The 23,411-nt window shown below is 43.6% G+C and carries 26 protein-coding genes; 18 read left to right on the top strand and 8 right to left on the bottom strand.

The annotated features are described in order from the left end of the window. Positions 1–33 precede the first annotated feature (33 nt). The 3 genes from RBI_RS03505 to RBI_RS03495 form a co-directional block, all read right to left on the bottom strand. Positions 34–2,505, bottom strand: coding sequence for a beta-mannosidase (locus RBI_RS03505; protein WP_038671092.1), 2,472 nt, complete (start codon positions 2,503–2,505; stop codon positions 34–36). Positions 2,506–2,516: 11 nt separating this feature from the next. Next, positions 2,517–3,587, bottom strand: coding sequence for an FkbM family methyltransferase (locus RBI_RS03500; protein WP_038671090.1), 1,071 nt, complete (start codon positions 3,585–3,587; stop codon positions 2,517–2,519). Between the two features lie 68 nt (positions 3,588–3,655). After that, on the bottom strand, positions 3,656–4,072 hold the full coding sequence (locus RBI_RS03495; protein ID WP_038671089.1) for a PH domain-containing protein: 417 nt from the start codon (positions 4,070–4,072) through the stop codon (positions 3,656–3,658). A gap of 614 nt (positions 4,073–4,686) precedes the next feature. Here RBI_RS03495 and RBI_RS03490 point away from each other — a divergent pair. Further along, the gene (locus RBI_RS03490) at positions 4,687–5,505 is read left to right on the top strand and encodes a sporulation initiation factor Spo0A C-terminal domain-containing protein (RefSeq protein WP_022286618.1); all 819 of its coding nucleotides are present in this window, start codon (positions 4,687–4,689) and stop codon (positions 5,503–5,505) included. Here RBI_RS03490 and RBI_RS15390 read toward each other — a convergent pair. The 3 genes from RBI_RS15390 to RBI_RS03480 form a co-directional block, all read right to left on the bottom strand. Then, positions 5,498–5,629, bottom strand: coding sequence for a hypothetical protein (locus tag RBI_RS15390; protein WP_256321068.1), 132 nt, complete (start codon positions 5,627–5,629; stop codon positions 5,498–5,500). The genes RBI_RS03490 and RBI_RS15390 overlap by 8 nt on opposite strands. 429 nt (positions 5,630–6,058) lie before the next feature. Further along, positions 6,059–6,409, bottom strand: coding sequence for a DUF1292 domain-containing protein (locus tag RBI_RS03485; protein ID WP_038671087.1), 351 nt, complete (start codon positions 6,407–6,409; stop codon positions 6,059–6,061). Positions 6,410–7,995: 1,586 nt separating this feature from the next. Then, positions 7,996–8,964, bottom strand: coding sequence for an aldo/keto reductase (locus tag RBI_RS03480; RefSeq protein WP_038671085.1), 969 nt, complete (start codon positions 8,962–8,964; stop codon positions 7,996–7,998). 207 nt (positions 8,965–9,171) lie between these two features. On the opposite strand from RBI_RS03480, the gene ylxM reads away from it, so the two are divergent. From ylxM to RBI_RS15545, 6 genes are all read left to right on the top strand, one after another. Then, positions 9,172–9,567: a YlxM family DNA-binding protein gene (ylxM, locus tag RBI_RS03475; protein WP_022286621.1), complete on the top strand. Its 396-nt coding sequence runs from the start codon at positions 9,172–9,174 to the stop codon at positions 9,565–9,567. 33 nt (positions 9,568–9,600) lie between these two features. Continuing rightward, positions 9,601–10,968: a signal recognition particle protein gene (ffh, locus tag RBI_RS03470; RefSeq protein WP_022286622.1), complete on the top strand. Its 1,368-nt coding sequence runs from the start codon at positions 9,601–9,603 to the stop codon at positions 10,966–10,968. Positions 10,969–11,035: 67 nt separating this feature from the next. Next, positions 11,036–11,278, top strand: a complete 243-nt coding sequence (gene rpsP / locus RBI_RS03465; protein WP_022286623.1) for a 30S ribosomal protein S16 — start codon at positions 11,036–11,038, stop codon at positions 11,276–11,278. 113 nt (positions 11,279–11,391) lie between these two features. Next, the gene (locus RBI_RS03460) at positions 11,392–11,625 is read left to right on the top strand and encodes a KH domain-containing protein (protein WP_022286624.1); all 234 of its coding nucleotides are present in this window, start codon (positions 11,392–11,394) and stop codon (positions 11,623–11,625) included. Positions 11,626–11,679: 54 nt separating this feature from the next. After that, complete coding sequence (locus tag RBI_RS15550; protein ID WP_207732717.1) at positions 11,680–12,039, top strand: sulfite exporter TauE/SafE family protein; 360 nt, start codon at positions 11,680–11,682, stop codon at positions 12,037–12,039. 81 nt (positions 12,040–12,120) lie between these two features. Beyond that, positions 12,121–12,429, top strand: coding sequence for a TSUP family transporter (locus RBI_RS15545; RefSeq protein WP_051706397.1), 309 nt, complete (start codon positions 12,121–12,123; stop codon positions 12,427–12,429). Here the strand turns inward: RBI_RS15545 and RBI_RS03445 are convergent. Next, positions 12,388–13,248, bottom strand: coding sequence for a metallophosphoesterase (locus RBI_RS03445; protein WP_051706394.1), 861 nt, complete (start codon positions 13,246–13,248; stop codon positions 12,388–12,390). The genes RBI_RS15545 and RBI_RS03445 overlap by 42 nt on opposite strands. Then, positions 13,211–13,642, bottom strand: coding sequence for a Holliday junction resolvase RuvX (ruvX, locus tag RBI_RS03440; protein ID WP_022286628.1), 432 nt, complete (start codon positions 13,640–13,642; stop codon positions 13,211–13,213). Before ruvX ends, RBI_RS03445 begins: the two co-directional genes overlap by 38 nt. Positions 13,643–13,945: 303 nt before the next feature. Between ruvX and RBI_RS03435 the strand changes: the two genes are divergently transcribed. From RBI_RS03435 to RBI_RS03385, 11 genes are all read left to right on the top strand, one after another. Further along, on the top strand, positions 13,946–14,662 hold the full coding sequence (locus RBI_RS03435) for a hypothetical protein (protein ID WP_022286629.1): 717 nt from the start codon (positions 13,946–13,948) through the stop codon (positions 14,660–14,662). 129 nt (positions 14,663–14,791) lie between these two features. Continuing rightward, positions 14,792–15,748: a type I phosphomannose isomerase catalytic subunit gene (locus RBI_RS03430; RefSeq protein WP_038671081.1), complete on the top strand. Its 957-nt coding sequence runs from the start codon at positions 14,792–14,794 to the stop codon at positions 15,746–15,748. A gap of 10 nt (positions 15,749–15,758) precedes the next feature. Then, positions 15,759–16,004 carry a hypothetical protein gene (locus RBI_RS03425; RefSeq protein WP_038671079.1) on the top strand — a complete coding sequence of 82 codons (246 nt, stop codon included), beginning with the start codon at positions 15,759–15,761 and terminating at the stop codon, positions 16,002–16,004. A gap of 28 nt (positions 16,005–16,032) precedes the next feature. Beyond that, positions 16,033–16,992: an ROK family protein gene (locus RBI_RS03420; RefSeq protein WP_038671077.1), complete on the top strand. Its 960-nt coding sequence runs from the start codon at positions 16,033–16,035 to the stop codon at positions 16,990–16,992. 24 nt (positions 16,993–17,016) lie between these two features. Next, on the top strand, positions 17,017–17,814 hold the full coding sequence (locus RBI_RS03415; protein WP_038671075.1) for a hypothetical protein: 798 nt from the start codon (positions 17,017–17,019) through the stop codon (positions 17,812–17,814). A 15-nt stretch (positions 17,815–17,829) separates the two neighbouring features. Further along, entirely contained in the window at positions 17,830–18,348 is a 519-nt protein-coding gene (locus tag RBI_RS03410; RefSeq protein ID WP_038671073.1) for a hypothetical protein, read from the top strand. Positions 18,349–18,390: 42 nt separating this feature from the next. Continuing rightward, the gene (ilvD, locus tag RBI_RS03405; protein WP_022286635.1) at positions 18,391–20,058 is read left to right on the top strand and encodes a dihydroxy-acid dehydratase; all 1,668 of its coding nucleotides are present in this window, start codon (positions 18,391–18,393) and stop codon (positions 20,056–20,058) included. Positions 20,059–20,097: 39 nt separating this feature from the next. Beyond that, entirely contained in the window at positions 20,098–20,577 is a 480-nt protein-coding gene (locus tag RBI_RS03400; RefSeq protein WP_051706392.1) for a hypothetical protein, read from the top strand. An 86-nt stretch (positions 20,578–20,663) separates the two neighbouring features. Then, the gene (locus RBI_RS03395) at positions 20,664–21,932 is read left to right on the top strand and encodes a dihydroorotase (RefSeq protein WP_038671071.1); all 1,269 of its coding nucleotides are present in this window, start codon (positions 20,664–20,666) and stop codon (positions 21,930–21,932) included. A gap of 28 nt (positions 21,933–21,960) precedes the next feature. After that, positions 21,961–22,896: an orotidine-5'-phosphate decarboxylase gene (pyrF, locus tag RBI_RS03390; protein ID WP_022286638.1), complete on the top strand. Its 936-nt coding sequence runs from the start codon at positions 21,961–21,963 to the stop codon at positions 22,894–22,896. A 21-nt stretch (positions 22,897–22,917) separates the two neighbouring features. Next, a complete protein-coding gene (locus RBI_RS03385; protein WP_038671069.1) occupies positions 22,918–23,400 on the top strand; it encodes a hypothetical protein in 483 nt (160 codons plus the stop codon). Positions 23,401–23,411 lie beyond the last annotated feature (11 nt).

Raw genomic sequence — 23,411 nt, 5'->3', positions numbered from 1 at the left:
TGGTGACAAGGCAGAGCCTTTGAAATCACAGCCCTAATTGTGCATTATCTCAAGCTCCTCGGACAGCTCCTGCGCTGTCATTTTTCTGCTGAGGGAGGCTTTGTCTATCATTATGGTAACAGGCTCTTTTCCGTGGATATCGAACCAGTTGTCAGAGAAAACGCAGTCGGCAGTTTTCAGGCTGAGGCAGACGCTTTTGGCGTAATTCTCGGCACAGAATGTCAGGGCGAATTCATCCTCGCTTTCTGATATGCCGTAGGTTATGGCAGGCTCTAGGAAGGTAAATTCTTTCGGGCGCACAAAGAGCGTTGTGCCAAAGCTCAACACCTTGCCGTTTTCCATAATGGAATATTCGAGATATTTTTCACGAGGGTCGGTACGGCTGACAAGCTCCTGTGAAAGGTCTATGTCAAGGACGTTCTGTGCTGTGAGAGCCGGAACGTTCACGGATTTTTCTCCGCTTTGCAAAATTTCTGCTTTGTTGTTTCTCAGCGTCCATTTTACCACACCCTCAAAGGCTGTCATTCGCTCGTTGGATATGTTAAGGACAGGCTTTTTTCTATTGGTATCGTCGCAGGAGATAAGGCACGGACCGTAAAAACGCTTTGCATAATAATGCAGACCTTTCCACCTGCCGAAATAGTCGATACTTGACCATGAGATAACAGGGTTTGAATCGTTCACCTGCCAATAGGCTGAACCCATACATCTGCCCCTTGCTCTTCTCATATGCTCAACATTTGAGCGTATGCAATCCGCCTGAACAAGCTGTGAGGAATAGATGAGCTGTTTGAAATCATATGGATATCTTACCATTTGAGCGAGATAGTACATTATCTTCTCGTTGCCCTGGACGCACTTCTGATGCGCCGCCATAACTGGTGAGCAAAGGTCAAAGTCGCCCTTTGTTTCATCGGCAAAGGCACGGCAGGTCTTTATATCAGGCAGGCTTTCAAAGCCGTATTCTGAGCAGAAGCGGTAATAAAATTCTCTGAACGCTTCGATAGGCTTGAAGTTGTGCCAAACGTCCCAATAGTGCATATCCCCTGCATGGTTTGAGGAAGCGTCCTTGAAGCCTCCCCCTGATGAAGGTGATGACGGCCAATAGAATGTGTTTTCGCATGGGTCATAGGCTTTAAGCACCTGTGGGATAATATCCTCAAAAATGATAAGATAGTCACGCTTTGCTTCCTCGTCCTTAGGAAGGCCCCAATATTCCCATGCTGATTCTATCTCGTTGTTGCCACACCACAGACCAAGAGAGGGGTGGTTTCTCAGGCGGATAACGTTGTCACGAACTTCCCCACGGACAGTTTCTTCAAACTCCTCTGTGAGCAGATATGCAGAGCAGGCGAACATAAAGTCCTGCCATACTATGATACCATTCTCGTCGCAGTAGTCATAGAAATACTCGTCAGGATAATAACCGCCTCCCCACACTCTTATAAAGTTATAGTTTGCGGCCTTGCAATCTGCAAGGAGCTTTCTTGTTTTCACTTCGTTACAGCGTGTGACTATCTGGTCTTCGGGGATATAGTTTGCGCCCATGGCAAATATCTTCACGCCATTGTTTATAAAGCAGAACTCCTCGCCCCACTGATCTTTTTCACGGCTGACAGTTAAAGTTCTAAGACCTATTCTCTGAGCATTTTTATCAGCGCAAGCGTCATTTTCATCATACAAAGTCACGGCACAGATATAAAGTGGCTGTTCGCCATAGCCGTTCACCCACCAAAGCTGAGGGTCGCTTATCACAAGTTCTGTTTCATAATATTCTGCACTTTCCTCTAGGCTTATGTCGGTTTTTGCGGTGATATTGCCCTGCGGGTCGGATATTTCCACCATAGCTTTTTTACAGCCGTGGTTTTCTATATGCAAAAGGGCTTTCAAAGTCACTTTGTTATCGGTGTGCTTTTGGCTGTAGTAAACGTCAAGTATACGTCCTGCATCTGGAACGATAAGGGATACACTGCGCCATATTCCCATGTCAGGGAGCATTGGACCCCAATCCCAGCCGAACATACAATGGGCTTTTCTTATATGTGTATAGCCTGTCATGGTGGAGTCAACGCCCCAAAGGTGACGTTTTTCGTCCATTTCTTTTATGTATCTGTTTGGCGAGGTTATTTTCACTGTGAGAGTGTTGTCCCCCTCTTTGATAATACCATGGACAGGAAACTCCCATACTCTGTGCATATTGTTCACTCTGCCAAGGTGAATGCCGTTGAGACAGACGTTTGCTATGGTATCAATGCCGTCAAAGTGCAGGACAGTATGCTTGCACTCCACTGCGGCCTTGTCTGCGGTGAATGTAGTTTCAAAATCGTAATCATCATCACATATCTGTGTTGAGATATACTCGTTCTCACGATAATATGGGTCGGGTATCTTTTTATAGTCAAGCAGGGTCTTATATACAGAGCATGGAACTTTGCAGTCAAAACTCTCCTGCGAGCCTGCTTTTTTCATTTTCCAGTTATCGTTAAGGCTTACTGTTATACTCATTATTTTTCTCCTTATTTATCATGAATGCAGAAAAGGTTTGTTTCCCATGCGGGGTAGTATCTTTCCTGACGTATATAGAATTTGTATCCTTTGCAAAGGCTGTTTATATACAGAGGCAGGGTGATGTAATCATATGGTCTGTGATACAACGCACTGCATATTTTTGGGGCATAGCGTGAAATGGTATATTCACTGCCTTTGAGAGCTTCTAGGTCTGCTCCCTCAACGTCATATTTTATATAGGTGCATTTTTTGCCTGCAAGGACGCTGTCCAGACTTCTTGCACGAACCTTTTTTCCTGCGGCATCTACTCTGCCCTGTCTGCCTGCGCCTCCTGCAAAGCTAAGTTCGGTATCTACGCTCCATGCGGCGGCGTTATAAAAGCTTATATTGTCATTGGCTTTTAGATTTTTCAGGCATTTCTGAAAGTTTTTTCTCTCAGGTTCGAGGGCATATATTCTCTCATACTTTCCCCCTGTGCGTGAGATAAGCTCTGCGGCAGTGTCGCCTGTGTATGCTCCCAAGTCGCAGTATATCTCGTTTTCTCCAAGGGTAAGTATCTCGGTTATCTTGTCCTTATCCGTAAATATCTCACGGAGATAAGAAAGCTTTCCTGTTATCTTGAACGCTGTCAGCTTTTCAAAGGTAAGCTTTGAAATATCGTCATCAAAAAGGCGGTAAGCTTTTTCAGCCTGAGAATACATTGAGAGAAGCTTTTCCTTGCTGAAATTTTCATCGCCTGCAACGCACATTTCCGGCACTATGACCTCGCAGCTTTTTTCAATATTGTCGATACGCTCCATTATCTCAGGCAGGCTCGTGCCAAAGCCAAGCACAACTGTGATATTTCCAAACTGCGCTTGCACCTGTGAGAAAGTCTGCACCTTAAACCCTCTGAAGCTTTGTCCACGGACAAAATCGTCGCTTGCAAAAACACCTGTGCATTTTATGCCAAGTCTATCAAATTCATCAAGAAGCTTTTCCGCTCCATCGCCCATGCCGTATATGAATATCGGCTTTTCGCAGGTCTTGAGCCTGTCCCACGAGCTTTCAAGGGACTGAAAATATTCTTTTGAAAACATTCACACTTTCCTCTCCAAAAAAGGCTCTCACAGAAAGATCTGCGAAAGCCCCTTATTCTTATAGAACTTTATATGATATCGTCATTGATATCAAAATCATCATGATCGTGGCAATGACCGCCGTCACCACCGACCATATCTCTGCCCCTTACACGGTATCTATCACGATTTATATTGATATACTTATCAAGCTGTGCAAGCACATCTCTTGGCGCTTTTATGGACTTGACTTCCTTAATAGGCGTATCAACGTCTTTGACATTCATTACTATTGTGCCACAGCCGAACATTCTTTGTCCGAACGGCAGGACAAGCTTTTTGTCGATGACCCTATAAAGGTCAAGCTCGTCTTCCTCTATGCTGAGAAAACCCTTGCGTGCTATAAACTTATCTTCTGTGAGAAAATATCTTGTAAATGATATAGGCAGACCAAAAATCGTTCTTTTCTTATCTGTCCAAATGTAATTGATAACGTCTTTTTTCATAAAACGACGTCGCCTCCCTCAAGATGATCTATAATTTTTTACAAAGACATCATTGCAAACTGGTGGCACAAAAAAGTTGCTGACCATGTTTTTGCAACGATCCTCCCGTATATTTTACCACGCAATAAAGCTTTTGTCAAGAAATTATCTTTTGTAAAAGCTATGTAAAAATGCCATTCATTTATATATTTCTATATCATTTCGTAAATATTAATAAATGTAAAATCACACATTTATCTTAATATTTTTTTAATTATTTAGCAATCTTTGCTGGCGTTTTCGACTTTTTTCTACATAAAATAAGCTTTCATAACAATGTAAAGTTGATGTAAAATATAGCGAATCGTCAATTTATTCATATAATGTATTGATTTAAACGACACAAAAGCATATTTTCTCTGTGTAAATTACAATATTTGCACAATTATCTCATTTAAAATTTGGTCATAACCGACATTTGTTTATTTACTATGTATAGATTGTTGCGTGTTTCTTAAAACATAGTACAAAAAGTAAGAAAATTAAGTAAAAAACTTGAAATTATATCGTAAAAATGTTATACTGCAAGTGTAGTATAAAGTTAAAAAAATAAAAAAACCGGAGGAAGATTTAAAATGTGTAAAAAAGACGTGATCAAAATCCTTGTCGGAAGCCTCAATCAGGCCGGCATGAAGGTGGCAGACTATCTGAAAAAACAGGGGTACAATGTTGCGCAGTCAGACTACAATCCACTGGAGATACAGCTTGAGGTGCTTAAAAGCAAACCTGATTTTCTGATAATTTCAGAAATAACTGAATTTCCCTACGAACTGTGCAAAAATCTCAAAGGGGCTTGTCCTAAGCTGAAAATAATCATGCTTTCCGACAGAAAAACCAACAATGGACTTGCAAAATACGCAGACATGATAATAAAAAGTCCTCTAAGCTGTGCGGATATCAAAAACGCACTCAGAGCGCTTCAGTGTCCTGACGATTCTGCAGATCTGAACATCACAATAACGCGAAGCTCTGACGAGGGGTACACCAATGGCGACATACAATCTGCTATATCCACCGTGATGAAGCGGTTGTGCATAACTCCGAATTATAACGGCTATGGCTACATCAAAGAGGCAATAAAAATGGCTCTTACGACAGACAAAGCCAACAGACGTGTCACAAAGGTCATTTATCCAGAGATAGCGGCGGCACATGGAGTAACCACAGTAAGCGTTGAAAGAAATATGCGCACCGCCATAAGGATCGGTTGGGAAAAGGCTCATGACAAAGACAAAGCCGAGATATTCGGTAATTTTGCCATAAGACCTGACCACTACCCCACAAACAGCGAATTTATTTTCGTTGCCGCTGAATACATAAACAGCAAATATCCAGCGGAAAAGGCATTATCAGCCACCGCTGAACATACTAGCGAAAGTAATTTATTTATCTGACAAGAAGAAAGCCGTTATGCCCACAGGCACAGCGGCTTTTTTCTATATAAACGAAACGTCCTGCAGTAAATGACAACGGGCTGCCCTGCGGACGCAGATCTTCGGCTGCGTCACCCACTGTCATACGATCACTGCAGACGCTCCGTTATCTCATTTTATGCCGACATGGTTTTTATGACACAAAAAAGCGTACCGAAAAATCGGTACGCTCAGTGTTTAAGTAAAAGCCGCCTTGCCGTCGCACAGCCGATAAACCCGCTATAAAAGCAGGGTGGGTAAAACAGCCTGAAAGCTTCACGCTCCCTTCGTCCGTTTACGAAACGGCAAATGCGGTTTCGTTCGGGAGGTCTGCAATCCCTTTCCAGAGTCTGAATCCCTTTTTAGAAGTGTTGGATTTATAATAACTGTGCTTGTTCGCACAAGGCAGGAAACTTTTTCTGTTATTTAGTATATCACAACATATCCATAATATCAATAGGTAATTTCAGCAAATCAAAGTACATAAAATTGTACATTTTACATATTGACAAGCCTATATGCTGAGATATTTTTCTTATGACAGGTGATCGTGACAACCGCAGCCACAGCCGCAATCATCGTCTTCGTCCTCATCGTCAAACTCGAACATTTCATCGATACGCTCCATGAACATCTGACCGATCTTCTCATACTCGTCATCATCTTCGATAGAAGCAAGTATCTCGTCATTGTTCTCGTCATACTCAGCCTTGAGTATCACAACGTCGCCTGAATCTTCAAGGGCTTCATCACCGTTCTCATAATAAGGAGTGAGAGCATAATACTTCTCGTCACCATACTCCATTGCGTCCAACAGCTCAAAAGTCTGCTTATTACCATTTTCGTCCTCCAGCTCGTAGAGGTCCGGCAGAAACTCGTTATCCATAATTATCCTCCTAACATGATCTTGTGCGGTATATCGGCACTTTCTGAGTGGGATATATCGAAAAAATCAGAACAGAAAGACTGTTTCTGACCACCGCAACACTTTAATTATACTACACTGCAAAATCAAAGTCAAGCGCATTTTGTAAAAGTAATATTAAATATAAAAATCACAAAAAAGTTGAGAAAAACTATTGACAAGTAACAAAAGATGTGGTATAGTATAGTCAAGGAAAAACAAAGAGCCAAACAAAAGCAGACAACAGGGTTCGCTGAAACGGTCAACGGTCTGACGATACAGTAACGATTTCAGAGGGCACGGCAAAGCGAAGTAAGGCAAGAGGTTTTCCTTATATATCACAGGCAGATCGGTGGACACAGCATATACCCGACACTAGGTACACTACAGTTCAGCAGGCGGGCAGGCTCATCGGATACCTAATAAGATATGAAAGGAGCGAGTCCAATGGACGCATCAGAGATCCAGGAGAGTATCCATAGGCTCGGCAATTTCTTAAAGTAAAAAAGGATCAAGACGCAGACGAATGAGCTGACAGGAATCCAGACATATATGATTTACACAGGAAGAAATTGCAGAGCCTCATGGATTAATCACAGCACAGAGTTACTGCAATTTAAGGATACTCTCAAATTTACAATTGAATATTTTGCAACTTTTATATAAGGAGTGATCGACATGATCGGTTACAGAAGGTTTGCAAATAAAATTTAGACAGGAGTGTTTCCAATGCACAATTTCAGCTTTTCAGAGGTAAAGAAATAAACTGAAAGAGTGATTCCAATGTAAAATTTAGCTTCTGAACATAAAAAGCTCATAGAGCTATAAAAATCAAATAAATTTCGAGGAGTGGTGCATATGAAAATGCACAAAAGGAACTTGAACATGAAATAGAATGGAGTGAGTCCGCCAAGAAATTTACGAGCTTAATGCTCTTACCGATTTGATTTACTGACTAAGATTTTTCTAAAGATCATATAAAATACTGAAGGAGTGGTGCGTTATGAAAATGCACTCAAGGCTTTTGAACATCTGATATTTGGAGGTGAATCCGCCAGTTACTTCAGCAAGGCTTATCTGATATGATGAGCGTAGGATCTTGAAATTATGCGAAAGGCGATAATTCCAATGGAAATGTAATAAGTTTCATTGACAATAAATTTTCACGAAAGGTGTTAAGTCCGATGGCACGTTAGGTTTTATCCACTGAGGCATAACTTAATATTTTGAAAGGAAATAAATCCAATGGAAAGGTAATTTGCACTTAGAGATTATTTTTACCGAAAGGAAATAGATCCAATGGAATAGCTTATATTATGCGGACAGAATTTTACTGAAAGGCGTGAGTCCAAAGTACAATTTAGCATGAGTTTACGACTAGAATTTTCAGAAGGGCGTAATACCAATGGCATAATCAATATGAACGTACATACTTAACTATGTGGTGTATTCAGATATCACATAGTTAAGTTTTTTTGTGCAAGAGGGTTGGACGTCGGGGACGCCGTCCCCTATAACGTATCAAGAATAAATAAAGCACCCTGCGGTCAATGCAGAGTGCTTTTATTTTATATCATATTTTCAAGGAAAGCCACTGTCTTTGGATCGTATGTAAGATCCTGCGCTTCCATATCCTCGTCAAGCTGCCACAGCTTTGTTACTGCGAAAACTGACGATACAAAAAACGGCTGGCTGTTCAGATAGCCGAGGGTTATCTTTGCCGGAGTGTCCCCCGTCTGCTCGCTGAGCTGTTTTACCTTTGCAAGTCTTGCAAGATTAGCAGGGCCTGCATACTGTCCCTCAGGGAGATTGTTTGCAGCGTCGCCCTTTGCAAGCTTTGCAAAAAAACCCTTTGCCTGCGGGGAGAACGCCATAACAGGAAAATCATGCTTCTTGTACCAGCGGAACTCCTTTGTATCCATACAAACAAGAGTATTGTCACCGAAAGTTTCAACGCTCGAATGTGCAAGGCTGTAGTTTATCTGACTGATCCTGATAGGCTCCATGCCGTTTTCCTCTGCAAACTTATTCGCTTCCTCTATCCTCTGAGTTGTCCAGTTTGAAACGCCTATAAAATGTATCTTTCCGCTCTCATAAAAATCATTGAGAACTGGCATTATCTCTTCCACAGGTATCTTCGGGTCGTCACGATGAAGAAAATAAATATCCACATAGTCAACGCCCAACACTCTCAGGCTTGCTTCAAGATCCTTTGTAAGCTCTTCCCTGCTAAGACGGCTTTCGTCCATATGACCCATTTCAGGGTGACCGCCCTTTGTGGCAATACAAATTTTATCACGATTGTTTCTGGCTTTGAGCCATCTGCCTATTACGCCCTCGCTGGAATCGTGACCATTCTCCAGCCAGTCGCAGTAAACTCTTGCGGTATCGATACACCAGCCGCCAAGCTCTACATATTTGTCGAGAAACTCAAAATACACATCGTCACAATCGTTTCTCTCAAAACCTGCCGCACCAAAAGTCAGGGCAGGGACTTTCATTTCATATCTGTCGTTTTTCAACACATAGCTTATCATGTACTCTTCCCCCTTGGCATACAATTTCCTATACTATTTATCATCACTATGTCTAGCAATATATTATTATACCATATAAAAAGGACTTTTTCCACAGAATTTTGTTAAATTTTATTTTTTCATAAAAACCCCTTGACAAGTCGGTAAACTTGATATATAATTGTAAAGGTTTATGACTTTACAGAAATCCATTAGGAGGTAAGCGGTATGAGTAAAAATTTGCAAAACAGCGTTTTGCTCGACTTGTATGGCTGCCTGCTCACAGATAAACAAAACGAGATCATGGATCTTTATTACAATGACGATCTGTCGTTGGGAGAGATCGCCGCTCAGCTAGATATCTCAAGACAGGGCGTTCATGACGCTATAAAAAAATGTGAAACTGCAATGGCTGATTATGAAGAAAAGCTAGGTCTGCTAAAACAGCAGGAGGCTTATCTGGCAGAGCTTAAAGAGTTCAAGGCTCAGGCTATGGACGTTTTTAACGAATGTAAAAAAAAGAATTATGCGAGAGATATTGCCGAAAAGGTGATAGTGCTTCTTGAAAATCTCGATTCTAAGCTTGATGAATTTGACAACGCAGAATATACCGAAGAAGAATAGATATAGATAAAAAAATTATACGGAGGACAGCTTATGGCGTTTGAAGGACTTTCAGAAAAACTAAACGGCGTGTTCAAGCGTCTTAAATCAAGAGGTAAACTTAGCGAAGCCGATGTAAAAGAGGCAATGCGTGAAGTTAAAATGGCTCTGCTTGAGGCTGACGTTAGCTACAAGGTAGTAAAAGATTTTATTGCCAAGGTAACAGAGAGAAGCGTTGGTGAGGAAGTGCTAAAGAGCCTTACTCCTGGTCAGCAGGTCATAAAGATAGTTAATGACGAGCTTATAAAGCTCATGGGCGAGGCTAACTCGAAGATAAACTTCCCTAACAAGCCGCCTTGCATCATAATGATGTGCGGTCTTCAGGGTTCAGGTAAAACAACACACGCTGCAAAGCTTGCGAAGATGTTCAAGAAAGAGGGCAAGCGTCCTCTGCTTATAGCAGCCGACGTTTACAGACCTGCGGCTATTGAACAGCTAAAGGTTGTGGGAGAGAGAGCCGAGGTCGCAGTATTTGAAATGGGTCAGATAGACCCACGAAAGATAGTAAAAGAGGGTATCAAGCACGCCAAGGATTATGGCAATGACCTTGTTATCATAGATACGGCAGGACGTCTTCACATTGATGAGGAGCTTATGAACGAGCTTAAAGACATCAAGAAGATCGCTGAGCCGAACGAGATAATGCTCGTTGTTGACGCTATGATCGGTCAGGACGCTGTAAAGGTAGCTTCAAGCTTTGACGAGGCTCTTGGTATCGACAGCGTTATCCTTACAAAGCTCGACTCTGACACAAGAGGCGGTGCGGCGCTTTCAGTGCTTGCTGTAACAGGTAAGCCTATCAAGTTCGTTGGTATGGGCGAAAAGCTTGACGAGTTTGAGGCTTTCCACCCTGAGAGAATGGCTTCAAGAATACTTGGCATGGGCGATATGCTCACACTTATCGAAAAGGCTACTCAGACAGTTGACGAAAAAGACGCCAAAAAGCTTGCAGAAAAAATGCAGGAAAAGGGCTTTGACCTTAACGACTTGCTGGAGCAGATGAAGCAGATACAGAAAATGGGCTCTATGAAGTCTATTATCAGAATGCTTCCAGGCGCAAACAAGGTAACAGACGAGCAGGTGGAGCAGGGCGAGGTTCAACTGAAAAAGACTGAGGCTATGATAAATTCAATGACAAGGGCTGAAAGAGAAAAGCCTGCGATCATTGACCCTAAGAGAAAAAGACGTATCGCTGCCGGAAGCGGCACGCAGGTATCTGACGTAAATCAGCTTCTTAAGCAGTTTGAACAGATGCAGAAAATGATGAAGCAGTTCGGTATCGGCGGAAATCTTCACGGAAAGAAATCCAGAAGAAACAGAGCGGCACTTCTCAAAGGACTTGGCGGCGGAATGCCACAATAGTTGATAAGCTATCAGCAATCAAGTGATTGATTTGATATATGAAGTTTTTTATGGAGGTGAAAATACAATGGCAGTAAAGATCAGACTCAGAAGAATGGGTGCTAAGAAGGCTCCTTTCTACAGAATCGTAGTTGCTGATTCAAGATATCCAAGAGACGGACGTTTCATCGAAGAGCTGGGCTACTATGACCCAACTAAGGAACCTTCTGTACTCAAGGTTGACGACGAAAAGGCAAAGTCTTGGATCGCTAACGGTGCACAGCCAACTGATACAGTTAAGGCTCTTCTCAAGAAGAACGGCACTATCTAATAGCTGACAAGACAATTCAGACGGTGAGCCACCTATCCCACCACTTCGCTTGCCGTTTTCGGCGGGGAAAACGCTTCCCTGCCGCATTTTCGTGGGAGAATGGAGATATTTTTATGAAAGAATTACTCGAAACTATAGTTTCTGAGCTTGTTGAAAACAAGGACGCTGTTGAGGTCGTTGTTGACGAGCCTAACGCAGAGGGTATCGTGGTTTATCATCTTCACGTTGCTCCGGACGATATGGGCAGAGTCATCGGCAAGCAGGGCAGGATCGCAAAGGCTATAAGAGTCGTAATGCGTGCCGGTGCTTCCCGTGTGGATCAGAAAATAATGGTAGAGATAGACTGATAGTTCAGTGAATAAATCATCACCCCGTACAGATAATAGTATGGGGTGATTTTTTTGCGTATAAATAAAAAATGCTTCAATGCGCTCACAGGTATAGCCGTGGGGATATGCAACGGTTTTTTCGGCTCGGGCGGTGGAATGATAGCAGTGCCTATGCTTGAAAAAGGCGGCAGTGAGGCGAAAAAAGCTCACGCCACGTCCATTGCTATAACGCTTCCATTGTCTATTATAAGCGGACTTGTATATTTCAAGGGCGGAAGTCTTGATTTTTCTCAGGCAGTGAAATTCATACCCCTTGGTCTAGCAGGTGCGGCAGTGGGTGCAATGCTCATGAAAAAGCTTTCAAACAGCCTGCTAAAACGCATTTTCGGTGCACTTATGATAATTGCAGGCGTGAGGATATTTATGAAATAGGGTGATATTACGGCTTGGTATACAATATGTGCGGTGGCTTTTCTCACCGGTATCTTTGCCTCCATGGGTCTTGGGGGAGGAATGGTGCTTATAGTTTATCTGACGGTCTTTGCAGGCTTTTCGCAACTAGCGGCGCAGGGGATAAACCTTGTGTTTTTTATCCCTATCGCTATTATAAGCCTTATTTTTCACACAAAAAACGGACTTGTGGAATGGAAAAAAGCCGTCCCCGCTGTTTTGTGGGGAACGGCCGCTGTTGTCATATCCGCATGGCTTGCCACACAAGTCGGGCAAAGCCTGCTTTCAAAAGCTTTCGGTATTTTCCTTATCCTAATGGGACTGAAAGAGTTATTTTTCAAGAGTGAAAAGCACAAGTTCAAAAGGGTCTGAGAAACGCTGTGTCCAGCCACTATTGCCTACTCCCCTTGACACCACAAGGGTTGTATCGTTCACGTTATAAGTGCCGTCGGTGTATTTCGGGAACAGACCCTGACCAGGTGCATAAAGACCATTCACAAGGGGAAGCCTTATAAGTCCGCCATGCGCATGACCTGTGAAGTCTATGTCTATATGCGTTCCATACTGCACTGCGGTCTTGCTGAAATAGTTGCAATCCTCGGGATAGTGGTTTAGCAGTATGACAAAATCCTCTGTGACCTGAGAAAAAGCCTCGCTGTCATTTTCCATATTGTCAAAGCCCAACAGGCTTATAGTATCACCATTTCGTGTAAGTGTGGTATGCTCGTTATAGAGGACGTTTACACCATAGCTTTCACAGCCTGAAACGAACTGCTCTCTTTCCTCCTGAGAAAGATTATATTCATGGTTGCCCATAACAAGATAGACAGGACATATGTCAGGAAGCTTTTTCATAAGCTCCAGCGAGCGGTCAACATCGGGGAAGATCTGATCTACGCTGTCCCCTGTGACAAAGATATAGTCAGGCTCACAGTCTTTGACCTTTTCCGTCAGTCTGTCTATGTAGCCCTTGCCCCACTCGTTGTGGAAGTCAGATATCTGAACTATCTTACAGCCCTCGAAGCCCTCAGGTAAGTTATCAAAATGCGCTGACAGCTTTTTGACCTCGATATAGGTATTAGACCACACAAAGTCGGCTAATACCATTACCGCAAGCACTATTATCACTATGATGATATTTCTTTTCTGCTTTTTAGTCAGCCTGCTTTGCTTTTTTTCTTCTGTATTCAAGATAGCCCTCCAAAATTATCGTTGCGGCAACTGTATCTACAACAGCCTTTCTTGCCTTTCCCCTGACGTTTGTTTCGTTAAGGATATTGTGTGCTGTGACAGTTGTGGAACGCTCGTCCCACATTCTCACTGGCAGGTCGGTACGCTCTTTCAAAAGCTCGGCAAATGCCCTGCACTTCTCTGCTCTTGGGCCTTCCGTGCCGTTCATGTTTATAGGCAGACCTACTATTATCTCACCTGCACCGTATTCAGCAGCTGTCTGAGCCGCCTTATCTGCAAGCCTTTCGGCGTTTCTCTCAGGAACAGTGCCAATAGGAGAAGCAAGAAACTCAGAGCGGTCGCTTATTGCGAAGCCTGTTCTTGCGTCGCCATAATCTATTGCCATTATTTTCATTTTGCGCACCTCTATATCAAGACTTTTCTTATCATTATATCATAACACTGTCTGTAAAACAAGTCCTAAAGCAGGATTTTGGGAATTAAACTGCAAAAACGCAATGTAGAAGAGCTCTCTGCATACCATTTGCTTAAAAAAGTAAAATAGTTCCTTAAATACTGTGATTATTTGTGCATTATGGTTATTGATTTTTACTTTTAATTATGTTATAATGCTTTATTATCAGAGGGTATGCACAAATGTCAGGGTTAAGTTTTGTGCAAAATTATATTATATAAGAATTTGAAAGGAAAAAGAAAAATGAAGAAATTTTTATCAGTAGCAATGTCTGCTATCATCGCCTGCGCTTCAATATTCTCATGCACACTGACAGCTTTTGCCGAAAACGCAGAAACAGAAGACGTTACTATCGACTGCTCTTCCGCAGCGACTTGTAGCAATTGGGAACAGTCTATCACTGTCGATCAGGCAACTTTCAACGCAACAAGGCTTACAAAGGATTCAGAGATAATCGTCACATTCAAGAGCGAGGAAATAAACGAAAAGGCAGGAAACAAATACAATGCTGAGCTTATTTTCCAGAGCTGGGACAACACCACTACATCAGTTGCTCAGGACGGTGCGGTATGGGCAAAGATAGCACCTGTGAAGTTTGACGATTCATCAGCTACATATGATTTTGAATCTATCGCAACTGCATACGGCACGGACGATTTCAGTCAGGTATACAACATCATAATCGGTGCGACTGACAGGGCAAAGATAACAGTAACAGGCATAACGGTAACGAACTGCAAGACAAAGACTTATGCAGAAAAGGAAGAAAAAGACTCAAAGGGAACAAACCCTATTATCATAGTTATTGCGGTCATCGCAGGAATTGCTATCGCAGTTGTGGTAATTGTGATAATCATGAACAAGAAGTCAAGCGAAGCCTTTGACGTAAGCACCGGCAAGTTCGTTGACAAGAAAAATCTTTTTGACGAGCCTAAGAACGGTGAGGACGAGAAGAAATAAAAAATAACGCTATCAACAGGAGGACGAGCAGTTCGTTCTCCTGCTTTTTTTATACCAGAAATATTGACTTATAGACGGAGTTATGGTATTATATTAAAAGGTATATTTAATAATTGGAGGCTATATAAAATGTCAATATTTAAACTTGATCCAGCATTTAAGGACTACATCTGGGGCGGTACCAGACTTAGAGATGAGTACGGCAAAAAGTGCGATTATGATAAGGTCGCAGAGAGCTGGGAGCTTTCTTGTCATAAGGACGGTCCAAGCGTTGTTGCTGACGGCGAATACAAGGGTCTGACACTCAATGAGTATATCGAAAAGGCAGGCAAGGGCGTTCTTGGCAAGAACTGCGAAAGATTTGAGAACTTCCCTATCCTTATTAAGCTCATTGACGCTAAGGACAATCTTTCTGTACAGGTACACCCTGACAACGATTATGCAATGAGAGTTGAAGGCGAATACGGCAAGACAGAAATGTGGTATGTTGTTGACTGTGACGAGGGTGCAACTCTTCTCTACGGTTTCAAGCACGAGATAACAAAGGAAGAATTTGCAAGAAGGATCGCTGACAACACGCTTCTTGAAGTAACAAACGCTGTACCTGTTAAGAAGGGCGACGTTTTCTTCATCAAGTCCGGCACGCTTCACGCTATCGGCAAGGGTATCCTTATTGCTGAGATACAGCAGAACTCAAACACTACATACAGAATTTATGACTATGGCAGAGTTGGCAAGGACGGCAAGCCTAGAGAGCTTCACGTTAACAAGGCTCTTGACGTAACAAAGCTTGCTCCTGCTGAGCAGTATCCTGAGACACCTGTTGAGAAGAAAGACGGCTATGACATAAAGCTTCTTTCAAAATGCGAATACTTCACAACATACAGGGTGAACGTTGAAACAAAGGCTGAGCTTGACGCTGACGAAAACAGCTTCAACAGTATTCTCGTTCTCGAGGGTGAGCCTGTTATCAGCGGTGGCGAAACTGTTTCTGCAAAGAAGGGCGAAAGCGTATTCATTTCAGCAGGCACTGGCAAGTATACTGTTGAGGGCAAATGCACATTCGTGCTTACAAAGATAGACTAAGGTGAGATAAATGCTTAAACTTGACCTAAAAAAAGAGATAGGTGAGCTTGGCGCACTTGTGATCGCTTTTATTATCGGATTTGTGGCAAGCTCATTTTGGATAGGTCTTATCAGCTTTGTGGTGCTGGAGCTTGTGTATCTTCTGGTATATGACGCCGTAGCAAAAAAGGCTGAAGCCCAAAAGCCAAAAGAGGAAAAGGAAGAGATAAACTTTCACGAATATGACGATGACACTGAGAGCGATAACGCTCAGTAAGCTCAGAAAATAAAAGGGAGAAAAAATTATGAAGTATTACATTGGTATTGATCTTGGCGGAACTAACATCAAAGCAGGTGTTGTAAATGAAGAATTTGAGATAATCGCAAAGGCTACCTGCAAGACCAATCTGCCAAGACCTGCGGAGGAGATCTGCGAAGATATGGCTAAGGTCGCTTTGGAAGCTGTAAAGAACGCAGGGCTGGAGATAGAGCAGATAGAGTCTGTAGGTATCGGCACACCTGGCACTGCAAATTCTGACACGGGCGTTATTGAGTATTCAAACAACCTTGGTTTCCTTAACTTCCACGTTGTTGACCTTATGAAGAAGTTTATCAACAAGCCTTGCTATGTTGAGAACGACGCTAACGCTGCGGCATACGGCGAGTATGTTGCAGGTGCAGCAAAGGGTGCGAACGACGCTGTTTGCATCACTCTCGGCACAGGCGTTGGCGGAGGAATAATCATTAACGGAAAGATATATTCAGGCTTCAACTTTGCAGGTGCTGAGATAGGTCACACTGTTATCGACCCTAACGGTCCGCAGTGTACTTGCGGCAGACACGGCTGCTTTGAGGTATTCTCTTCTGCAACAGGTCTTGTAAGAATGACAAAAGAGGCTATGTTCGAGGACAAGGACTCTATCATGTGGAAAATGAACGAAGAGGACGGCAAGGTCTCAGCAAGAACTGCGTTCAACGCCATGAGAGCCGGCGATAAGGCAGGCAAGGAAGTTGTTGACAAATACATAAAGTATCTTGCTTGCGGAATCACAAACACAATAAACATCTTCCAGCCTGATATTCTCTGTATCGGCGGCGGCGTATGCAACGAGGGCGACCCTCTGCTCCTGCCACTGAAAGAGCTTGTGGCTAAGGAAATTTACACAAAGAATTCAGCAAAGAACACTGAGATAGTTATTGCAAAGCTTGGAAATGACGCAGGCATTATAGGTGCGGCATTCCTTGGACTTTCACACAAAAAGTAATAAAGATGTAAAGGGGAATTCAAAATGGGACTTTTCGACAAGATATTAAAAGGTGCGGTAGACGCTATCGACAACGCTGCAGCAAAGAACGGCAACGGTCCGACAGGACTTAAAGACCTGTTCAATCAGGCTATGGACAAGAAAAACGAGGCTATAAACGGCTCTTCAAGCACCACAACTTCAAGCAAACCAAGCACTGCAACCACTTCAAGTTCAAGCAAGAGAAGCAATTGTGCTTATACAAGACCGACATACCACACTTCACCGGAAGTGCTTGCCACGGGAAACGTTCCTGCAAAGCCTTCAAGAAAAGTGGATTTTGAGATATATGACGGCGAGGATGGCGAGATAAGAACGAAGGTCACATTTGATCTAAGCGGTGATTTTCTTGACACGGATGGCGATATCTGCTATATAGCGTCCTACCTTCCGAACATTAACGATGATGATTATGATTCGGGCTATTCCGATGATAACACTCCGCTATTTGGCGTTGTTGACGCACCGGATAACAAGATATATGAACTTATCAAAAAGGTGGAAAATGGCGGCGTGCCTGATGACGCATTGATGTATCTGCCTGTTAATGATATGGGCCCATATGTGTGCTTCAAGGCAAAGGTCGAGGACAGAGGCAGGGCGACTTATTTCTATTATTGTCCGCTCTACGAGCATTGTGATCTCAAGTGTCAGTTTGGCGTAAGCTATAACAGCGATTCTTTTGGCACACCACTTGAGAAAAAGCTTATGGCGGCTGTTGATGAAGCAGTCCGCACAATGAAGAGAGAAGTATTAGAAGTGGAGCACAGACCATTCCGCTAAGGAGGACAAAACGAAATGAAGTTCAGTATAATAGGTTTTATACCTACTTTGCTTTTGCTGATACCTGCGGTGATAGCCTGCTTCAAGACACCTGCCGACAAGCCTGAGCTTGAGGACGAGAACATTATCGTTTTCATTGCAAAGTGTGTGGGCAGATTTGGCTGCATAGGCTATATGTGCCTTGCTATCGGAGATTACAAGGTAGGCTTTTCAAGCAAGCTGCTTTTCATAATATGGGCTGTTGTTGCACTGCTCGTTATCGCACTTTATTGGGTGCTTTGGATAAGGCAATATAAAAAAGGCAATCATTTTGAAGATATTTACGGCACTGGGATCCCGCTTTTCATTATCCCTGCGGCGTTCGTGCTTGTGACAGGTATCTTCTCAATGAATTTTATGCTTATCATATTCTCAGTGCTGGATATCGTTTGCGAATACTGCTCTGCATACGGTGTAAGAAAGCGTCTGCACCCTGCAAAGGCAGAGGAAAGCTCAGACGAGGCTGAAACAAAAGAGAATGAGGACGGAGAATAATACCGCTCTCAGTAATATATTTTTCAAAAGAGGTAATAAAAAATGGCGTGTAATTATTTTTGTGACGGAGTAGACAAAGCTCCACAGAGATCACTTTTCAATGCTCTTGGCATGACAAAGGAAGAAATGGACAGACCTCTCGTTGGTATCGTATCTTCATATAATGAGATAGTTCCTGGTCACATGAACATTGACAAGATAGTTGAAGCTGTTAAAATGGGCGTTGCAATGGCAGGCGGAACACCTGTTGTATTTCCTGCTATCGCTGTTTGCGACGGAATCGCTATGGGGCACATGGGAATGAAGTATTCTCTCGTTACCCGTGACCTTATCGCAGACTCAACAGAGTGCATGGCTTTGGCTCATCACTTTGACGCTCTTGTTATGATACCAAACTGCGACAAGAACGTTCCTGGTCTGCTCATGGCAGCCGCAAGAGTAAACGTTCCTACTATTTTCGTATCAGGCGGTCCAATGCTGGCTGGTCACGTTAAAGGCAAAAAGACTTCCCTTTCAAGTATGTTCGAGGCTGTTGGTACTTACAACGCAGGCAAGTTCACTCTTGATGACGTTGAGGAATTTGAGAACAAAGCCTGTCCGACTTGCGGAAGCTGTTCAGGTATGTACACTGCAAACTCTATGAACTGCCTTACAGAAGTTCTTGGCATGGGTCTTAGAGGAAACGGCACTATCCCTGCTGTATATTCTGAAAGACTCAAGCTTGCAAAGCACGCAGGTATGCAGGTAATGGAGCTTTACAAGAAGAACATCAGACCAAGAGATATCATGACAAAGGACGCTTTCATCAACGCTATCACAGCTGATATGGCGCTTGGCTGTTCAACAAACTCAATGCTTCACCTCCCTGCTATCGCTCACGAGTGCGGAGTAGAGCTTGACCTTGACTTTGTAAACGAGATATCAAAGAGAACGCCAAACCTCTGTCACCTTGCTCCTGCCGGTCACACATACATGGAAGACCTCAACGAAGCAGGCGGAGTTTATGCAGTTCTCAGTGAGCTTAACAAGAAAAACCTTATCAACACAGACTGCATGACCTGCACAGGCAAGACAGTAGGCGAGAACATCAGCGGCGTTGTAAACAAGAACCCTGAGCTTATCAGACCAATAGACAACCCATACTCACAGACAGGCGGAATCGCAGTTCTCAGAGGCAATCTTGCTCCTGACACCTGCGTTGTTAAGCGTTCAGCCGTTGCACCTGAAATGCTTGCCCACGAGGGTCCTGCAAGAGTATTCGACTGCGAGGAGGACGCTATCGCTGCTATCAGAGGCGGCAAGATAGTTGAGGGCGACGTTGTAGTTATCCGTTACGAGGGACCAAAGGGCGGTCCTGGAATGAGAGAAATGCTCAATCCTACATCTGCTATCGCAGGCATGGGTCTTGGCTCAACTGTTGCACTTATCACTGACGGACGTTTCAGCGGTGCTTCAAGAGGTGCTTCTATCGGTCACGTTTCACCTGAGGCAGCCGTAGGCGGTCCTATAGCACTTGTTGAAGAAGGAGATATGATAGCAATAGATATCGACAACTGCTCTATCACACTTAAAGTATCTGACGAGGAGCTTGCTGAAAGAAGAAAGAACTGGAAGCCAAGACAGCCAAAGGTAACAACAGGCTATCTTGCAAGATACGCTTCACTTGTAACTTCTGCAAACAGAGGTGCTATACTTCAGATAAAGGACTAATATCCGATACAAAATAATAAGGGAGAAAGGCGGAATAATATGAAAAAATTCATTTCAGGCTTGCTTGGAATACTCTTTGTAGTTCTTGTAGTAGTAGGTGTTTTCATCTGTACATATGTATTCAATCAGCCGTCAAGATCAAGCGATTCAAGAGAGCTTATCTCTGGAACATGGACAGATAAAGACGCAAACATCACTTTTGAGTTCTCTGACGAGGGCGATTTCACTATCACTCACACTGATAACAGCTCAGTTATCGCAAAGGGCTGGTTTAAAATTCAGGAGGATGGGGGAAGCGGAAAGATACAGCTTCTTGTAAATCCGTCTGACAGAGATACAACTGTTGACATCGGTCTGAGAATGAAGTTCTTCTCGACTATTTCCTACAAAAACCTTTCTGTACCATCTGAGGACGAGAGCGACAAGGTCGCTACCTGCAAGTTCATTTTCCAGAACTCTGACGGAGTTTACTCATGCGAGAGAAAAGACTCTGACGGCTCGTTCTACGACGGCAAATAACGAATTTTCAAGGGCTACGGCTGAACGATATGTTTAGCCGCAGCTTTTGTGCAGTAAAGACTTGATTAAGATAAAAAGGAGTAAAAATGGAGCTACTGATCAAAAATATCCGTGCCTGCGACCCTCAGACAGGGCTTGACGGTATAACGGACATAGGCATTGACGGAGGAAAGATAGTCAGCCTTGGAAAAACTGACGAGCATGCTCAGAGAGTTATCGACGCAAAGGGCAAGCTTTGTGCATTGCCTGGGCTTTTCGATATGCACGTTCACTTTCGTGACCCAGGTCTTACCTACAAGGAGGACATCATCACAGGTGCGAACGCCGCAAAGGCTGGCGGTTTCACGGGCGTCGCTTGTATGCCGAACACAAAGCCGCCTATCGACTCCCCTGAGGGCGTGAAATACGTTTTTGAAAAGGCAAAGAAAACAGGTATCGACGTTTTCCCTATTGCCTGCGTTACAAAGGGCATGAAAGGTCAGGAGCTTTGCGACTATGACGCACTCAAAGCCGCAGGAGTTACCGCCATTTCAGATGACGGCAGACCTGTTGAGAACGCTGAGCTTATGCGTCAGGCTATCGAAAAGACTAACGAGAACGGTCTTATCGTGACTTCTCACTGCGAGGACTTGAAGATAATAAACGGTGGTATCATCAACAAGGGCGATATATCCGAAAAGCTTGGAGTAAAGGGCATGGACAGAGCCTCTGAGGACTATATCACAGCCCGTGAGATATGCCTTGCAATGAGCTGCAATGCGAGAGTTCACATATGCCACGTTTCCACCAAAGGCTCTGTGAACATCATAAGAGCGGCGAAAAAGGACGGCGTTAAGGTCACCTGTGAAACTGCGCCGCACTATTTCACATTCACAGACGAAAAGCTTTTAGCCCGTGACGCAGATTTCAGAATGTCGCCTCCACTTAGAACTGAGGAGGACAGGGCGGCTGTTGAGGAAGCTGTTCTTGACGGCACTATCGACTGCATCATCACCGACCACGCTCCACACTCCGCAGAGGAAAAGGCTGACTTTGAGAAAGCTCCAAACGGTGTTGTGGGACTTGAAACTTCCCTTGCAGCTACGCTTACAAAGCTTTATCACAGTGGCAAGTGCGGTCTTGACAAGATAGCAGAGATAATGTCGGTAAATCCGAGAAAGATAATGGGGCTTGAGCCTATCAAGATAGCAGTTGGCGAAAGATGCGATCTTTGTATCTTTGACCCTGACTATGAATGGGAAGTTATCCCGGCGGAGCTTAATTCAAAGAGCAAAAACAGCGTGTTCAAAGGCACAAGGCTCAAAGGCAAGGTAATGTACACAATATGCAGAGGAAAGCTCGTTTTTGAGCTTTAATATAAAAATATCCGAAAGGAAGATAAAAATGGCATTTGACAGACTTATTGAAAATATCGTAAAGACACAGAACCCGTCAGTAGTGGGACTTGACCCAAAGCTTGACTATGTTCCCGAATACATCAAGGAAAAGAAGTTCAAGAAATACGGCAAGACGCTCAAGGGTGCGGCAAAGGCTATATGGGAGTTCAACAAGACTATAATCGACGAGATACACGATATCTGCCCTGCTATCAAGCCACAGGCTGCATACTATGAAATGTATGGCTACGAGGGTGTAAAGACCCTTTACAAGACTATACAGTATGCAAAGGAAAAAGGTATGTTCGTCATGACAGACGGCAAGAGAAACGATATCGGTGCAACTATGGAAGCTTACGCAACCGCACATCTTGGTCTTACTGATGTTGGCGGTGAACTTGTGGAAGCTTTCGGTGCAGACGCTCTCACTGTAAACGGCTATCTCGGCTCAGACGGTATAAACCCGCTTCTTGACCAGTGCAGAAAATATGACAAGGGCATTTTCGTTCTTGTAAAGACATCAAACAAGTCAAGCGGTGAGCTTCAGGATCTTATGATAGGCAACAAGACAGTTTATGCCACAATGGGCTCAATGTGCGAGCTGTGGGGCAAGGACGTTATGGGCAAGTATGGCTACAGCGGTGTTGGCGCAGTTGTGGGTGCGACTTATCCTGAGCAGCTTGCTGAGATGAGAAAGGCTCTGCCGCACACATTCTTCCTTGTACCGGGCTACGGTGCACAGGGCGGCGGTGCTGAGGGCGTATCAAAGGCATTTGACGATCACGGACTTGGTGCTATCGTAAACTCCTCCCGTGGCGTAATGTGTGCATACAAGAAAGAGGATAACTGTGACGAGCATGATTTTGCAAAGGCTGCAAGACGTGAAGTTATCAGAATGAAAGAGGATATAATCTCATATCTGCCAAAGATCACACTTGAATAAACACTAAAGGAGTGACTGAGTATGACAGCAAAGGGCGTTATATTGTTTACAGCGACGGTGGGAGCTTTGCTATTATGCTCCTGCGCAAAGAACGAGGATACAAGCTCTTTGACAGAAAGTCAGCAGGAGCAAAGCGATTTTCCAAGATGTATCGTAGGCGAGTGGAAATGCCGTGAAACGCCCCTTGACAACAGCGAGCTTTATTCTGGCTATCTCAGCCTTATTATCCGTTCAAACGGCAATTATCTCATGTATGATGCAGAAGCAGGCAATCCCTGCTTAAAAGGCACTATCGAAATGGACAGCGACGATCTTGATCTTATCTTTGTTGACGACAGCGGAGTGGATTTTGCACCCCCTGCAGGGTGGGAGAATATGTCCAAAAGGCAGGAGATAAGCTATTTTGCTGACGCTTACACGCTAAAGCTTACTTATACTGATAATGATAACTCGGTCACTCTCGTTTTTGATGCGGTGAACGCTCCGAATGAGGTAAAGAACTAAGTACAGGGAGG

The sequence above is a fragment of the Ruminococcus bicirculans (ex Wegman et al. 2014) genome, from assembly GCF_000723465.1.
Lineage (GTDB): Bacteria > Bacillota > Clostridia > Oscillospirales > Ruminococcaceae > Hominimerdicola > Hominimerdicola aceti.
Note: the sequence above shows the minus strand (reverse complement) of the source record. Positions and strands in the feature narration are given on the sequence as shown.

Bases quoted from the DNA above. Each gene is read 5' to 3' on its own strand.
- RBI_RS03490 (WP_022286618.1), top strand. From the start codon at position 4,687: ATGTGTAAAAAAGACGTGATCAAAATCCTTGTCGGAAGCCTCAATCAG.
- RBI_RS03420 (WP_038671077.1), top strand. From the start codon at position 16,033: ATGAAGTATTACATTGGTATTGATCTTGGCGGAACTAACATCAAAGCA.
- ffh (WP_022286622.1), top strand. From the start codon at position 9,601: ATGGCGTTTGAAGGACTTTCAGAAAAACTAAACGGCGTGTTCAAGCGT.
- RBI_RS03400 (WP_051706392.1), top strand. From the start codon at position 20,098: ATGAAAAAATTCATTTCAGGCTTGCTTGGAATACTCTTTGTAGTTCTT.
- RBI_RS15390 (WP_256321068.1), bottom strand. From the start codon at position 5,629: ATGACAGTGGGTGACGCAGCCGAAGATCTGCGTCCGCAGGGCAGCCCG.
- RBI_RS03425 (WP_038671079.1), top strand. From the start codon at position 15,759: ATGCTTAAACTTGACCTAAAAAAAGAGATAGGTGAGCTTGGCGCACTT.
- ruvX (WP_022286628.1), bottom strand. From the start codon at position 13,642: ATGAAAATAATGGCAATAGATTATGGCGACGCAAGAACAGGCTTCGCA.
- RBI_RS03430 (WP_038671081.1), top strand. From the start codon at position 14,792: ATGTCAATATTTAAACTTGATCCAGCATTTAAGGACTACATCTGGGGC.
- RBI_RS03435 (WP_022286629.1), top strand. From the start codon at position 13,946: ATGAAGAAATTTTTATCAGTAGCAATGTCTGCTATCATCGCCTGCGCT.
- RBI_RS03460 (WP_022286624.1), top strand. From the start codon at position 11,392: ATGAAAGAATTACTCGAAACTATAGTTTCTGAGCTTGTTGAAAACAAG.
- RBI_RS03485 (WP_038671087.1), bottom strand. From the start codon at position 6,409: ATGGATAACGAGTTTCTGCCGGACCTCTACGAGCTGGAGGACGAAAAT.
- RBI_RS03410 (WP_038671073.1), top strand. From the start codon at position 17,830: ATGAAGTTCAGTATAATAGGTTTTATACCTACTTTGCTTTTGCTGATA.
- RBI_RS03415 (WP_038671075.1), top strand. From the start codon at position 17,017: ATGGGACTTTTCGACAAGATATTAAAAGGTGCGGTAGACGCTATCGAC.
- ilvD (WP_022286635.1), top strand. From the start codon at position 18,391: ATGGCGTGTAATTATTTTTGTGACGGAGTAGACAAAGCTCCACAGAGA.
- RBI_RS03480 (WP_038671085.1), bottom strand. From the start codon at position 8,964: ATGATAAGCTATGTGTTGAAAAACGACAGATATGAAATGAAAGTCCCT.
- RBI_RS03505 (WP_038671092.1), bottom strand. From the start codon at position 2,505: ATGAGTATAACAGTAAGCCTTAACGATAACTGGAAAATGAAAAAAGCA.
- RBI_RS03495 (WP_038671089.1), bottom strand. From the start codon at position 4,072: ATGAAAAAAGACGTTATCAATTACATTTGGACAGATAAGAAAAGAACG.
- RBI_RS15545 (WP_051706397.1), top strand. From the start codon at position 12,121: ATGGTGCTTATAGTTTATCTGACGGTCTTTGCAGGCTTTTCGCAACTA.
- rpsP (WP_022286623.1), top strand. From the start codon at position 11,036: ATGGCAGTAAAGATCAGACTCAGAAGAATGGGTGCTAAGAAGGCTCCT.
- RBI_RS03395 (WP_038671071.1), top strand. From the start codon at position 20,664: ATGGAGCTACTGATCAAAAATATCCGTGCCTGCGACCCTCAGACAGGG.
- pyrF (WP_022286638.1), top strand. From the start codon at position 21,961: ATGGCATTTGACAGACTTATTGAAAATATCGTAAAGACACAGAACCCG.
- RBI_RS03500 (WP_038671090.1), bottom strand. From the start codon at position 3,587: ATGTTTTCAAAAGAATATTTTCAGTCCCTTGAAAGCTCGTGGGACAGG.
- ylxM (WP_022286621.1), top strand. From the start codon at position 9,172: ATGAGTAAAAATTTGCAAAACAGCGTTTTGCTCGACTTGTATGGCTGC.
- RBI_RS03385 (WP_038671069.1), top strand. From the start codon at position 22,918: ATGACAGCAAAGGGCGTTATATTGTTTACAGCGACGGTGGGAGCTTTG.